Source organism: Pseudarthrobacter sp. SL88, from assembly GCF_026672455.1.
In the GTDB taxonomy this organism is placed as follows: Bacteria; Actinomycetota; Actinomycetes; order Actinomycetales; family Micrococcaceae; genus Arthrobacter.
The window spans coordinates 1,204,411-1,218,180 of the sequence record NZ_JAPPRD010000001.1 but is presented as its reverse complement, the minus strand read 5'-3'; the positions used below and the strand labels follow the sequence as shown (position 1 = coordinate 1,218,180).

12 protein-coding genes and 1 riboswitch are annotated in these 13,770 nt (G+C 67.2%); of the genes, 8 read left to right on the top strand and 4 right to left on the bottom strand.

Going from position 1 to position 13,770, the window contains the following annotated elements:
• Positions 1-4: 4 nt before the first annotated feature.
• Together thiS and thiO are read right to left on the bottom strand one after the other, a co-directional pair.
• Entirely contained in the window at positions 5-241 is a 237-nt protein-coding gene (gene thiS, locus OVA06_RS05640) for a sulfur carrier protein ThiS (RefSeq protein WP_056074948.1), read from the bottom strand.
• Positions 238-1,584 (bottom strand): glycine oxidase ThiO, encoded by a 1,347-nt coding sequence (gene thiO / locus OVA06_RS05635; RefSeq protein WP_268156907.1) that lies wholly within the window; start codon positions 1,582-1,584, stop codon positions 238-240. The genes thiS and thiO overlap by 4 nt, the downstream gene beginning before the upstream one ends.
• A riboswitch (TPP riboswitch) is annotated at positions 1,578-1,696 on the bottom strand. Its footprint overlaps the gene before it by 7 nt.
• A 27-nt stretch (positions 1,697-1,723) precedes the next feature.
• On the opposite strand from thiO, the gene thiE reads away from it, so the two are divergent.
• From thiE to OVA06_RS05615, 4 genes are all read left to right on the top strand, one after another.
• Complete coding sequence (thiE, locus tag OVA06_RS05630; protein ID WP_268156905.1) at positions 1,724-2,446, top strand: thiamine phosphate synthase; 723 nt, start codon at positions 1,724-1,726, stop codon at positions 2,444-2,446.
• A 51-nt stretch (positions 2,447-2,497) separates the two neighbouring features.
• Complete coding sequence (locus tag OVA06_RS05625) at positions 2,498-4,024, top strand: RNB domain-containing ribonuclease (RefSeq protein ID WP_268156903.1); 1,527 nt, start codon at positions 2,498-2,500, stop codon at positions 4,022-4,024.
• Between the two features lie 298 nt (positions 4,025-4,322).
• Positions 4,323-6,008 carry a DEAD/DEAH box helicase gene (locus tag OVA06_RS05620; protein WP_268156901.1) on the top strand — a complete coding sequence of 562 codons (1,686 nt, stop codon included), beginning with the start codon at positions 4,323-4,325 and terminating at the stop codon, positions 6,006-6,008.
• 9 nt (positions 6,009-6,017) lie between these two features.
• Positions 6,018-6,890: a DNA-methyltransferase gene (locus OVA06_RS05615; protein ID WP_261618766.1), complete on the top strand. Its 873-nt coding sequence runs from the start codon at positions 6,018-6,020 to the stop codon at positions 6,888-6,890.
• A 71-nt stretch (positions 6,891-6,961) separates the two neighbouring features.
• On the opposite strand, the gene OVA06_RS05610 is transcribed toward OVA06_RS05615, so the two are convergent.
• A complete protein-coding gene (locus OVA06_RS05610) occupies positions 6,962-7,810 on the bottom strand; it encodes a PHP domain-containing protein (RefSeq protein ID WP_268156898.1) in 849 nt (282 codons plus the stop codon).
• A 79-nt stretch (positions 7,811-7,889) separates the two neighbouring features.
• On the opposite strand from OVA06_RS05610, the gene OVA06_RS05605 reads away from it, so the two are divergent.
• Positions 7,890-9,485, top strand: coding sequence for an aminopeptidase P family protein (locus OVA06_RS05605; protein WP_268156896.1), 1,596 nt, complete (start codon positions 7,890-7,892; stop codon positions 9,483-9,485).
• 81 nt (positions 9,486-9,566) lie between these two features.
• Here the strand turns inward: OVA06_RS05605 and OVA06_RS05600 are convergent, their stop codons facing one another.
• A complete protein-coding gene (locus OVA06_RS05600; RefSeq protein WP_268156894.1) occupies positions 9,567-10,562 on the bottom strand; it encodes a general stress protein in 996 nt (331 codons plus the stop codon).
• 77 nt (positions 10,563-10,639) lie between these two features.
• Between OVA06_RS05600 and OVA06_RS05595 the strand changes: the two genes are divergently transcribed.
• Genes OVA06_RS05595 through OVA06_RS05585 form a run of 3 tightly spaced genes read left to right on the top strand, consistent with a single transcriptional unit; the run spans position 10,640 to position 13,769 of the window.
• Positions 10,640-11,923: a magnesium transporter MgtE N-terminal domain-containing protein gene (locus OVA06_RS05595; protein ID WP_015937687.1), complete on the top strand. Its 1,284-nt coding sequence runs from the start codon at positions 10,640-10,642 to the stop codon at positions 11,921-11,923.
• Positions 11,907-12,614 carry a DUF1003 domain-containing protein gene (locus tag OVA06_RS05590; RefSeq protein WP_268156891.1) on the top strand — a complete coding sequence of 236 codons (708 nt, stop codon included), beginning with the start codon at positions 11,907-11,909 and terminating at the stop codon, positions 12,612-12,614. Before OVA06_RS05595 ends, OVA06_RS05590 begins: the two co-directional genes overlap by 17 nt.
• 9 nt (positions 12,615-12,623) lie before the next feature.
• On the top strand, positions 12,624-13,769 hold the full coding sequence (locus OVA06_RS05585; protein ID WP_268156889.1) for an Mrp/NBP35 family ATP-binding protein: 1,146 nt from the start codon (positions 12,624-12,626) through the stop codon (positions 13,767-13,769).
• Position 13,770: the final 1 nt, after the last annotated feature.

Genomic DNA, 13,770 nt, shown 5'->3' with positions numbered 1-13,770 from the left:
CGTGTCAGCCTCCCTGTACTGCGGTGACGAGTTCGACGTCGTCGCCGTCCGCGAGCGCGGTGCCGTGCCATTGGCTGCGGGGCACCACTTCGGAATTGTGCGCCACGGCCACGCCCAGCCTTTGCCCGTCGGTTGCCTGGCCGTCGGCCGCAAGCGCGCGTCCGGTTACTTCGCTCACCAATGCCGTGATGGACGCCCCGTCCGCCACGGTGCGTGGTGCCCCGTTCAGGGTGATGTTCATGCTGTCTCCTTGATGTTGAAGCTGGGGGCCGGGATCCGGCCGGAAAAGCGGTCCGGACGGAACGGCTGCCACCGGGGGTCTGCCTTTCCCTCCATCAGGTCGCGGCAGATGGCGGCCGCGGCCGGCGTGAGGAGAACGCCGTGGCGGAAGAATCCTGTGGCCACGATCAGTCCGGGAATATGGGCTGCGCTGGCGTCTCCCCCATCCGCGGGCACCCTGCCCAGTAGCGGGGCATTGTCCGGGGTGGCCGGGCGGGCCCGCGCGGTGCATTCGAGCAACTCCAACTCTGCGACCGCGGGCACCAGCACCTGGGCGTCGCGAAGCAGCTGGTACACGCCGCCAGCGGACACCGCGCTGGACCCGGTACTCGGCGGCACAGCTCCGGACGCAGTGCCGGCTCCCGCCGGAGCATCCTCCCGCTGGGTGGCGCCTATGACCACGGTTCCGTCCTCGCGTGGAACCAGGTAGACGGGGACACCGCGCACCAGTCCGCGGACTGTGGACGTCAGCAAGGGCTGAAGGTGCTGGGGGACCGCCAGCCGCAGGATGTCGCCGTGCACGGGACGCAACGGTAACCGGAGTCCCGCCGGCAGGTTCTCGAGGGATGCCGCCGCCATGCCGTTGGCCACCACCGTTTCGCCGGCGAGCACCAGTCCGCCTCCGGCAAGCCGGACACCGGCCACGGCGCCATCTGCCCATTCAAGCGCCACAGCCCTGTCCGCCACCGCGAATCCATCCAGCGCGCCGGCAACCGCAGTCCCGGCAACGCCGCTGCTTGCCGGGAGGTGGCTGGCCAGGGCGGCCCGGAAGCACCCTACGAGTCGCCGGGGATCCACCTGGTGGTCCGCAGGAGTGTCCAGTGCGCAGGCGATGGCGGGGCTGAGCAGCGGTTCCCGGCGCCGGGCCTCGCGGACCGTCAAGGGTTCCACGGCGAGTCCGTTGGCCTGCTGCACGCCGCGCAGGTCCATCAGTGCCTGCCGGTCGCCGGCGTCGGCGCCAACGGCGAGCGTGGGCGTCGCCAGGTATCCGGAACCGCGGCCTGACACGCGGGAAAGGTCCGCGGCGAACTGCGGCCAGCGCTCCGATGCATCCAGCATGAGGCCCAGGAGCTCTTCCTCCTGGTAATGCAGCTCGCTGACGGGGGCCAGCATGCCTGCCGCCGCCCAGCTGGCTCCGGAGCCCGGTGCATCGTCTATCAGCACCACTGACCGGCCTGAGCGCCTGGCCTCCCAGGCTATGCCGTGGCCAATGACGCCTCCGCCGATCACTGCTACGTCGGCAGAAATTGTTGGAACGACGGAGGAGCTTGCGATGGTGTCCGGAGGGCTTTCGGGGATGCCCATGGTGTCTCCTTCCCTACGCCGGTATTAACCGGATCAGGTCAAGCGGTCGGCTCTGACGCCCTCTCAGCCCGGCGCTTTGTGACAGCTGCCACGGGCTCCCGCAGTACGAGGCAAGTGTAGAGGAACTAGGCTTGCAGCCATGAATGTGTCCCACTCCCCTGCCCCCGCCGCGGCGCCCGGCACCGATGCCTTCACCACTGCGGCCGGTAACGGCGCACTGAAAGCCGCACGCCTGTACCTCTGCACGGATGCGCGCCGCGGCCGGGGCGACTTCGCCGGGTTCGTGGACGCGGCGTTCGAAGGCGGCGTGGACATTATCCAGCTGCGGGACAAGTCCATCGAGGCGGCCGAGGAGCTGGACCTGCTGGCGGTCCTCAAGGAGTCGGCCCAGCGGCACGGGCGGCTGTGGGCCGTCAACGACCGGGCGGACATTGCGGTCCTTTCCGGTGCCCCGGTCTTCCACGTGGGCCAGAAGGACCTTCCGGTAGCAGCCGCGAGGACGCTGCTCAACGGCAACGCCGCCATCGGCCTGTCCAGCCACACGCCGGAACAGGTGGATGCCGCCCTGGCCGACGCCGCAGGACCTGCCGGCCTCGACTACTTCTGCGTGGGCCCGCTCTGGGCCACCCCCACCAAACCCGGCCGGGCCGCCGTCGGCCTGGACCTGGTGAAGCATGCGGCCGCGAAGGCCCCCAGTGATGTGCCGTGGTTCGCCATCGGCGGCATCGACCACTCCAACGTGGACCAGGTGGTCGCGGCCGGGGCCACAAGGATCGTGGTGGTCCGCGCCATCACCGATGCTGCCGATCCTGCTGCCGCCGCTGCCTCGCTTCGTTCCGCCCTGGACGCCGCGGCGTCCTGAAGCTGACCGATTCCCTGCGTAATCGGATGACTTGGGGTTAGGCTGATTTTCGTGTCACATCATCGGCTGGCTCCCAACGTCCATGAGCGCACCAATGCCCTGGAAGAGGCCTTGGCCGCGCTGCGGACGGAGCTGGAACTTCCGGGCCCATACCCGGGTGACGCGGTCAAGGACGCCGAGGCCGCGGTGGCCGCGCTGCGCCTGCCGGAGTACGACCTGACCGCGGTGGAGTTCGTCACCATCGATCCCGCGTCGTCCACGGACCTGGACCAGGCCCTCTTCATCGAAACGGACGGCGACGGCGGGTACCACGTCCTGTACGCCATCGCCGATGTCCCCGCGTTCGTGGCGCCCGGCGGACCCCTGGATGCCGAAACCCGGCGCCGGGGCCAGACCTTCTACGCCCCGGACGGGCGCATTCCGCTGCACCCGGAAGTCATCAGCGAGGGCGCCGGCAGCCTCCTGCCGGAACAGGACTGCTCGGCTTTCGTCTGGGATTTCCGGCTCGACGGCAATGCCGAGGTCACGTCCGTCGGTGTCCGCCGGGCCCGTGTTCGAAGCCGCGCGAAACTCAGCTACAAGGGTGCACAAGCTGACCTGGACGCCGGTACTGCCTCTCCCCTGCTTGTCCTGCTGAAGGAAGTGGGGCTCAAGCGTGTCCGCCTGGAACGCGCCCGGAACGGTGCCAGCCTGAACATGCCGGACCAGGAGATCGTCCAACTGCCCGATGGCGGCTACCGCATTGCTGCTGCACCCCAGCTGCCCGTGGAGGACTGGAACGCCCAGATTTCCCTGATGACGGGGATGGCCGCCGCCAAGATCATGCTCGACGCCAAGGTGGGGATCCTGCGCACCATGCCGCCACCGGACGAGCGCTCCCTGCGCCACTTCCGGCTGCAGACGGAGGCGCTGGGCAAAGCCTGGGACGGCGAGGTGGGATACGGCGAATACCTGCGGACCCTTGACCCGACGGACCCCCGACAGCTGGCCATCATGCACTCGGCCGGCATGCTCTTCCGCGGCGCCGGATACACCGCCTTTGACGGCAACGTTCCGGCTGCCCCGATCCAGGCGGCCATCGGCGATGCCTATGCCCACACCACTGCGCCGCTGCGACGCCTGGTGGACCGCTTTGTGCTGGTGACCTGCGAGGCGCTGAGCAACGGAGGTACCGTCCCCGGCTGGGTGCGGGATGCGCTTCCGTCCCTCCCAGAGATTATGGCGGGCTCGGACCAGCTGGCATCCCGGATGGAGCGCATGGCCCTGGATACGGTGGAGGCTGCCCTGCTGGTCAACCACATCGGCCAGGAGTTCGATGCGATTGTGATTTCAGGATCGAAGCCGCAGAAAGAGAACGGCAACGGCAACAACGGGAACGGTAAAAACGGAAACGGCAAAAACGGGAACGGCAAAAACGGGAACGGCAACGGAAACGGGTCCTCAGGGATCATCCAGATCGCCGACCCTGCCGTGACGGCCCGCTGCGCCGGTGAGCTGGAGTCCGGCACCAAGGTCCGGGTCCGCCTGGTGTCGTCGGATATCGCTACCCGGGAAGTGCACTTCGAACTGGTTCAGTGAGCCCGGACCATCCGGTCCCGGCGTTCCCCACGGCGCGGAAACAGGGTTTCCGGGCTGATGCAGCTAGACTGAAGGGGTAGAAACGGATGCCCGGTCGTTGATTTCCTTGATTTGAAACCAACAAGCCCGCCCCTACGCGATCTTGAGATTGACCCGCTGGTCACCAGTGCCAGCATTTAGATAGCCCGCGATCGGCTTCCACTGGAATTGCTTGCGCGCTTCGAGCGTGCTCCGGAACGGCCCAGGCCGGCCCGTTGAGCAGGCAGCGCCCTCGCCCAAATGAATAAGGAAACTCCCTGTGAGTGAATTGCACACGCACCAGCTTCTGACCGATGAGTCCGGCACCGAGACCATCGAGCCCGAAGAAACCATTATTTCGGACGAAAAGCCGCACGAAATCGAAGAAAAGTCGTTCGCCGACTACAACGTCCGCGCCGACATCGTGGAGTCCCTGGCCGACGCCGGGATCACCCACCCCTTCCCCATCCAGGCCATGACCCTGCCGGTGGCACTGTCCGGCCACGACATCATCGGCCAGGCCAAGACCGGCACCGGCAAAACCCTGGGCTTCGGTATTCCCGCGCTCCAGCGTGTGGTGGGCCGCGATGACGCAGGCTTCGACAAGCTGCCCGTCCCCGGCGCCCCGCAGGCCCTGGTGATCGTGCCCACGCGCGAGCTCGCCGTGCAGGTGGCCAGCGACCTCGAGACCGCTTCCCGCAAACGCAACGCGCGCATCGCCACCATCTACGGCGGCCGTGCCTACGAGCCCCAGGTGGATGCCCTGCAGAAGGGTGTCGAGATTGTGGTGGGCACCCCCGGCCGCCTGATCGACCTTTACAAGCAGAAGCACCTGAGCCTGAAGAACGTCCGCATCGTGATCCTGGACGAAGCTGACGAAATGCTGGACCTTGGCTTCCTGCCGGACGTCGAAACCCTCATCGCCGGCACGCCCGCTGTCCGCCAGACGCTGCTGTTCTCGGCCACCATGCCCGGCCCGGTCATCGCCATGGCGCGACGCTACATGACCCAGCCAACCCACATCCGCGCCGCAGATCCCGATGACGAGGGGCTGACCAAGCGGGACATCCGCCAGTTGATCTACCGCGCCCACGCCATGGACAAGACCGAAGTGGTTGCCCGCATCCTGCAGGCCCGCGGCCGCGGCCGGACCATCATCTTCACCAAGACGAAGCGCACCGCGGCCAAGGTGGCAGAGGAGCTGGTGGACCGCGGCTTTGCGGCCGCAGCAATCCACGGCGACCTGGGCCAGGGTGCCCGCGAGCAGGCCCTGCGCGCGTTCCGCAACAACAAGGTGGACGTCCTGGTGGCAACGGACGTTGCCGCCCGTGGCATCGACGTTGATGACGTCACGCACGTGATCAACTACCAGTGCGTCGAGGACGAGAAGATCTACCTGCACCGGGTGGGCCGTACCGGCCGCGCCGGCAACAAGGGCACGGCCGTGACCTTCGTGGACTGGGACGACATGCCACGCTGGGGCCTGATCAACAAGGCCCTCGGCCTGAGCGTGCCCGAACCGGTGGAGACGTACTCCTCCTCACCGCACCTCTATGAAGAGCTGGACATCCCCGAGGGAACCAAGGGCCGCCTGCCCCGCAACAAGCGCACCCTCGCGGGCGTCGACGCCGAGGTCCTCGAGGACCTGGGTGAAACGGGCAAGAAGAACAGCCGGGAAAGCCGCGGAAACGATGGCCGGGACCGTGAAGGCCGCGGCCGGTCGCGTTCGGGCGGACGAGACGGACGCAGCCCGGAAGCAGGCCGCTCAGGTGAGCGCCGTCGTCGTACTTCCCCGGACGCTGCCGAAACCCCGGCTGCCCCCGCTGCCGGACCGGACGCGGCAGCGGCCTCCGACGCTGAAAAGTCTTCACGTACGCGCCGCCCCCGCACGCGTACCCGGCGCCGCAACGGCGAGGTAGTTGCCGGTGCAGACAAGGGCACCCAGCCCGGCAGCACCGAGGGCTGACCTGAGGGAATGACGAACACTGTTTGGGCGCCGGACGGCGGCAGCCTGGTGGTGCACGCGGATAACGCGCAGTACCTCCCCACGCTGCCGGACGGCGCCTTCACGCTGATCTACGTGGACCCGCCCTTCAACACGGGCCGGGCGCAGAGCCGGCAGGAAACCCGCATGGTTGCCAACGCCGGCGGCAGCGGTGACCGCGTGGGCTTCAAGGGCCGCTCCTATGACACCATCAAGGGCGCGTTGCACCGCTACGACGACGCCTTCAGCGACTATTGGTCCTTCCTGGAACCGCGCCTGGTGGAAGCCTGGCGGCTGCTGGCCGACGACGGCACCCTGTACCTGCACCTGGACTACCGCGAGGTGCACTATGCCAAGGTGATGCTGGACGCCATCTTCGGCCGCGAGTGCTTCCTGAACGAGATCATCTGGGCCTACGACTACGGCGCCCGCGCCAGGAACCGCTGGCCCACGAAGCACGACAACATCCTCGTGTACGTCAAGAACCCGTCCAAGTACCACTTCGACAACGCCGAGGTGGACCGGGAGCCGTACATGGCGCCGGGCCTTGTCACGCCGGCCAAGCGGGAGCTGGGGAAACTGCCCACGGACGTCTGGTGGCACACCATCGTTTCGCCCACCGGCAAGGAGAAGACGGGATACCCCACGCAGAAGCCTGAAGGTCTGATCCGCCGTGTCGTCTCAGCGTCCAGCCGGCCGGGCGACTGGTGCCTGGATTTCTTCGCCGGTTCCGGAACCCTTGGTGCGGTGGCGGCCAAGCTGGGCCGCAAGTTCGTGTGCGTGGACCAGAACCACCCGGCCGTGGACATCATGGCCAAGCGGCTGGGTGCGCACGCAACCTTTACGTCTTTCCCACCCAAGTAGGTAGCAGCAGATGTCGTTTTGACGGCTCAAAACGACATCTGCTGCTACCCAGTTGGGAAGGCGCGCAGGGATCAGGGCCGGACGACGGCGGTTCCCGAACCCAGTTCCTCGATCCGCGCCAGCACGTCCGGTGCGGTCAGGTTTTCACCGAGCAGGTTCGGCTTGCCCGTGCCGTGGTAGTCCGATGACCCGGTGATGAGCAGGCTATTCTCCGCGGCCAGGCGGCGCAGGAAGCTGCGGCCTTCCTCAGGGTTGTCACGGTGATCGACCTCCAATCCCGCCAGGCCGGCATCGATCATGTCCCGGTAGACCCGCTCCCCCACGATCCTGCCGCGGGAGGACGCCACTGGATGGGCGAACACGGGAACACCGCCGGCAGCGCAGACCAGCTCGACGGCGACCGCTGGGTTGGGTGCGTAGTGCGGGATGAAGTAGCGCGAGCGCGAGGTCAGGATCGAGGCGAAGGCTTCAGAGCGGTCCTCCACCACGCCTGCCGCCACCAAGGCATCGGCGATGTGCGGGCGGCCCAACGTGGCCCCCGGCGCCACATGGTGGATCACGTCGTCCCACGTGAGGGGATAGTCCTCGGCCAGGAGCGTGACCATCCGCTCCGCGCGGGTATGGCGGGCTTGCTTGGCCTTGCTGATTTCCTCGAGCAGCCCTGGGTGCTGGGGGTCGTGAAGGTAGCTAAGCAGGTGGACGCTGATGCCCTCGGCCGTCCGGCAGGAAACCTCCATGCCGGGGACCAGCGCCACCCCCACGTCAATCGCGGCAGCAGATGCTTCCGCCCACCCGTCTGTGGTGTCATGGTCGGTCAACGCCACCACGTCCAGGCCCGCGCGGGCGGCAGAGGCCATGACGTCGGCAGGTTTCTCCGTGCCGTCGGAGACATTGGAGTGGGCATGCAGGTCGATCCTCACCTGTACAGACTAGTTGACCCTGCGCCTCCGGCACCGGAGGCTGTTCGCGCAGGCGGGACGCTGGTGAGACGATGGTCCCGTGAACGATGCCGAAAACACCCCCACCTCTGCTAACCAGCCGCTGGAGGAGCGCGTCAACAACCGCTCGCAGCGGCCCAGTTCCGACGCCTTCAAGGCCTTCATGGCCAGCAACTGGGCGCCGTCCAGCCAGGAACTTCCCGGCCGCGACGACGTCGCAGGCCACGCCGCGACCCGGCGCAAGGCCATCTCCGCCCAGTTCAAAGGTGAACGCCTGGTCCTTCCGGCGGGTCCGCCCAAGGTCCGCTCCAACGACTGCGACTACCGGTTCCGGCCGCATTCAGGCTTTGCCCACCTGACAGGCCTGGGCCTCGACCACGAGCCGGACGCCGTCCTGGTGCTGGAGCCCGTTGATGAAGGAAAGGGCGACGACGGCGGGAACCACCGCGCCACGCTCTACTTCCGTCCGTTGGCCGGCCGGGACACGGAACAGTTCTATGCCGACTCCCGCTCCGGCGAATTCTGGATCGGCGCCCGGCCCACCCTGGCCGAGTTCGAAGCCCGCCTTGGCCTGGCCACCGGCCACATCGACCAGCTTGAAACGGCGATCACCAAGAACGTTGGCGCACCGGAGATCGGCGGCATCTCCATCCGCCTGGTCCGCAAGGTGGACGAAAACATTGACGCCCTGGTGGATACTGCCCGCTACAACACCGCCAAAGATCCCGAGAACCTCGACATGGGCGTCCTCGACGCCCTTGACGAGAAGCTCAGCGAAGCCCTCTCAGAGCTTCGCCTGATCAAGGACGAGTGGGAAATCGGGCAGATGGAGCTCGCCGTGGCCGCCACGGTGGAAGGCTTCGAAGAAGTGGTCAAGGTCCTGCCGCGCGCACTGACCCATGCCCGCGGCGAGCGGGTAGTGGAAGGCGCCTTCTTCGCCCGCGCCCGCGAGGTGGGCAACGAGCTGGGCTACGACACCATCGCCGCGTCCGGCAACAACGCCACAGTGCTGCACTGGACGCGCAATACCGGCAAGATCCACGCCGGTGAGCTCCTGCTCCTGGACGCCGGGGTCGAGGCGGACTCCCTCTACACCGCAGACATCACCCGCACCCTGCCTGCGAGTGGCAGGTTCAGCGATGTCCAGCGCAAGGTCTACCAGGCAGTCCTGGACGCGGCCGACGCCGGGTTCGCGGCAGCTCAACCCGGCACGAAGTTCCGCGACATCCACACCGCCGCCACCACCGTGCTGGCAGAACGCCTCGCCGAATGGGGACTCCTCCCCGTCAGCGTGGACGAGGCCATCAGCCCTGAAGGCCAGCAGCACCGGCGGTGGATGCCGCATGGCACCAGCCACCACCTCGGCCTCGACGTCCACGACTGCGCCCAGGCCAAGCGGGAGCTGTACCTCGACGGCATCCTGGCCGAAGGCATGGTATTCACCATCGAGCCGGGCCTCTACTTCAAGGACGAGGACCTGGCAATCCCCGAGGAATACCGTGGCATCGGTGTCCGCATCGAAGACGACATCCTGATGACCGCCGACGGGCCGGTCAACCTCAGCGCGGCCTTGCCCCGCACGCCGGAGGACGTGGAGACGTGGATGGCCGGCATCTACCGTGAGGCAGGCGAATCCCGGCAGGCACCCCAGGGCTGATACCGGGCTGACCAGCCACGGAACAGGCACAAAAAAGCGGTGCCGCCGGATTTCTCCGGCGGCACCGCTTTTGTGCTGTTCCTAGTGGCGCGGGTCGGCGGGCCGCTCTGCGTTGCCGGCGTCCTGGCCTTCGCCGGCAGGTGCATCGCCGTGGTGCTGCGGGCCGGCCTCCGGCTGCGCGGGAGGCGGTGTTCCGCCGTCCTGGCCCTGCGGCAGCCTGACGCCGTACTGCGGCCGCCCGTCGGGAAGGTCGGGGTACCGGACCGCGCGGGCCGGTGCGGCCGCGGGCTGCTGGTGCTGGCCGCCGTCGTACTGCTGCCCCGGGTGCTGCTGCGCGTCCGGCTGCGGCGCGGGCTGACCCTGCTGACCCTGCGTGGGGTGGCCGGAGTCCTGCGAATGTCCCTGCTGGCCGTAGGGATCGTTCCAGCTGTTGGGACGCGCCGGGCCCTGCTGGTTGTTTGGCTGGTTGTACGGCTGATTCGGCGGGTTGTAAGGCTGGTTCTGCTGGTCGTACGGCTGGTTCTGGTAGCCGTGCCGCGGCTGGTGGGCGTTGCCACCGGCGGCGTCCGAGCGGGTCATGGGGAGCTGCTGCAGCAGGCGGCGGGCCTCCTGCGCCGCCTCCGGAGCCACGATCACGTCATAGCTGGTGGCCACCACCTGGCTGGTGGACGTGAAGTCCCGCTTCCCACGCTGCATCGCGTAGGTAACAATGCCGAACAGCATGAAGAACGCTGCACCCATCAACACGGACGTGAGGATGGAGAAGTACCCGGGCGAGGGCGCGAAGAAGGAAAGCATCACGCCCACGAACAGGCCGAACCACATGCCGCTGAGGGCTCCGGACAGGGCAACACGGGGGTAGCTGAGGCGTCCGGTGACCCGTTCCACCATCTTCAGTTCATTGCCCACGATGGACACCATCTGCACCGGGAACTGCTGGTCGGCGAGGTAGTCCACCGCCTTCTGGGCATCCAGGTAGGAGGTGTAGGAACCCACGGTGTCGCCGGTCGGGACGGCCCTGGCTTGGTCAAGGCCGTTGGGGCCACCTGTCCGGGGAGCACCAAAAATGTTTGCCATACCCCCATTCTTGCCCATGAGGTTGTGTGCTGCCTGTAAATTCAGCTAAAAGTGAGCAGACTCGGTAGCCTGTACAAGTGAGCACAACACCTACCCGTGTCTTCGTGGCACGCCTCCTGGGACTCGACGTCTTCGACCCCCTGGGTGACCGGCTGGGCCGGTTACGCGATGTTGTGGTGCTCTCCCGCGGCTCCCAGGGGGCCCCGCACGTGGTGGGCATCGTCGTCGAAGTGCCCGGGAAGAAGCGCGTGTTCGTGCCCATGACGCGCATCACCTCCATCGACCAGACGCAGGTCATCTGCACCGGCCTGGTCAACCTGCGCAGGTTCGAACAGCGCGGCGCGGAAACACTGGTGGTGGCCGAGATGTTCGACCGCCGCGTGACCCTCCGGGACGGCAGCGGCGACGCCACCATCGAGGACATCGCCATGGACCAGCACAGGTCCCGCGACTGGTTCGTCAGCAAGCTCTTCGTCCGGCGCGGTCATTCCCTGTCCCCGCTCAGCCGCCTGCGCCGCAATGAAACGCTCATCATCGACTGGGCCGACGCCCAGCAGGGCGCGCGCACCGAGCCGCAGGCAGCAACCCAGTTCGTTGCCAACCACGAGGACCTCAAACCGGCAGACTTCGCCGAGGCGCTCCAGGAGATGAGCGATAAGCGGCGTTTCGAAGTGGCCAGCGAACTGCAGGATGAGCGCCTGGCAGATGTCCTCCAGGAGCTGCCCGAGGACGACCAGGTGGAGATCCTCTCCGCCCTGGACATCCAGCGGGCCGCCGACGTGCTCGAGGAAATGGACCCGGACGACGCCGCCGACCTCCTTGGTGAGCTCCCCTCGGCGCAGGCCGAGGAACTCCTTCAACTGATGGAGCCCGAGGGGGCCGAGGACGTCCGCCGGCTCCTGGAATACGACGAGGACACCGCGGGCGGCCTCATGACCCCGGTACCCGTCATCCTGCCCCCCGAAGCCACCGTGGCTGAGGCGCTTGCACACGTCCGGCGCGAGGAACTCTCCCCCGCCCTGGCCTCGTCCATCTTCATTGCGAGGCCACCCATGGAGACTCCCACCGGCCGGTTCCTGGGCGTGGTGCACATCCAGCAGCTGCTCCGGTTCCCGCCGTTCGAGCCGCTGGGCAACCTGGTGGACAAGAACCTTGAGCCGTTGTCCGACCAGGCCCACATCAGCGAAGTGGCGCGGACCCTGGCGACCTATAACCTGAACTCCCTTCCGGTGGTCAACGACGCCGGCCGGCTTGTGGGGGCGGTGACTGTTGATGACGTTTTGGATCATCTGTTGCCGGATGATTGGCGCGCCCATGATGGCGAGGCCCCGATAAGAAGGCTCGGTGGCCGTATTGGCTGACAACAGCGCTCCGAAGAACCCCAACCAGCGGAATGCCGGCAACGCCGCCGCCAAGAACAACAAGGGCAGCCTGGACACGCCGCTGAGTGGCAGGCAGCGGATCCTGCCCAAGTTCTCCCCTGACCCCGACGCTTTCGGCCACGCCACGGAAGGCTTTGCCCGCTTCATGGGCACACCGCAGTTCCTGGTCTACATGACCATTTTCTGTATCTTCTGGCTGTGCTGGAACACCTGGGCGCCGGTTGACTGGCAGTTCGACTCCCGCGACCTTGGCTTCACCCTGCTGACGCTGATGCTGTCCCTCCAGGCGTCCTACGCGGCACCGCTGCTGCTGCTGGCCCAAAACCGGCAGGATGACCGCGACCGCGTGTCCCTTCAGCAGGACCGCCAGCGTGCCGAGCGGAACCTGTCCGACACCGAGTACCTCACCCGGGAACTTGCCTCGCTGCGGATCGCCCTGCGCGAGGTAGCCACGCGCGACTACGTCCGGGCCGAACTGCGCTCCCTCCTCGAGGACATGCTGGAGGCCCAGGAAGAACTGCGCACGCACGACTCCACCGGCCAAGGCAGCCACGAGTCACCCAAGGACAAAGTCAAGGAAAAGCTCCGCGAACAACGCGACCGGCAGCGCAATCCCCGCACGCAGCAGATCCCCCGGGTCAAGCCCGGCCATTCCACCCAGGACCGGTAAACACCCTTCATGGAAACAGCAACACCCAGCAATTCCCAGCTGCTCCAGGACGCCAACGACGCCCTCGCCACCGTCATTGACCCTGAACTGCGGCGTCCCATCACCGAACTCGGCATGGTGGACGCCGTCCACGTGTCCGGAGACGGCAAGATCAGCCTCACGGTCCTGCTCACCATCGCCGGCTGCCCGCTGAAGGGCACCATCACGTCCGACGCCGAGTCGGCTCTGGCCGCAGTCCCGGGGGTGACCGGCGTCGACGTCGAACTCAAGGTCATGGACCAGGCCCAGCGGGATGCCCTGAAGGAGAAACTCCGCGGGCCCGGCGGCCAGCGCGGCATCCCCTTCAACCAGCCCGGTTCCCTGACGAAGGTCTATGCGGTTGCCAGCGGCAAGGGCGGGGTGGGCAAGTCCTCCGTCACCGTCAACCTCGCCACGGCACTGGCCGCGCAGGGGCTCCGGGTGGGGATCGTGGACGCGGATGTCTACGGTTTCTCTGTTCCAGCGCTCTTGGGCATCACCCAGGTCCCCACACGCGTGGACGACATGATCCTGCCGCCGGTGGCCTACGGCGTGAAGGTCATCTCCATCGGGATGTTCGTCACCGGCAACCAGCCCGTGGCCTGGCGCGGGCCAATGCTGCACCGGGCACTGGAACAGTTCCTCACGGACGTCTACTTCGGGGACCTGGACGCCCTCTTCCTCGACCTTCCGCCGGGCACCGGAGACATAGCCATTTCGGTGGCCCAACTGCTGCCCAAGGCCGAGATCCTGGTGGTCACCACTCCGCAGGCTGCGGCCGCGGACGTCGCCGAACGCGCCGGCGCCATCGCCACCCAGACGGGGCAAAAGGTTGCGGGCGTCATCGAGAACATGTCCTACCTTGAGATGCCCGACGGCGGGAGGATGGAATTGTTCGGAAGCGGCGGCGGAGCCGTACTCGCCGAGAGGCTGACTGCAGCCGTGGGCGCCGATGTCCCCCTGCTGGGCCAGATTCCGCTGGACATCAAACTGCGCGAAGGCGGCGACACTGGGGCGCCCATCGTGATTGGCCAGCCGGACACGGCGGCGGCTAAGGCGTTGACGGGAATTGCCGCGAACCTGGCTTCAAAGCCGCGGGGCCTGGCCGGGATGAATCTGGGCCTGCAGCCCCGCTAGC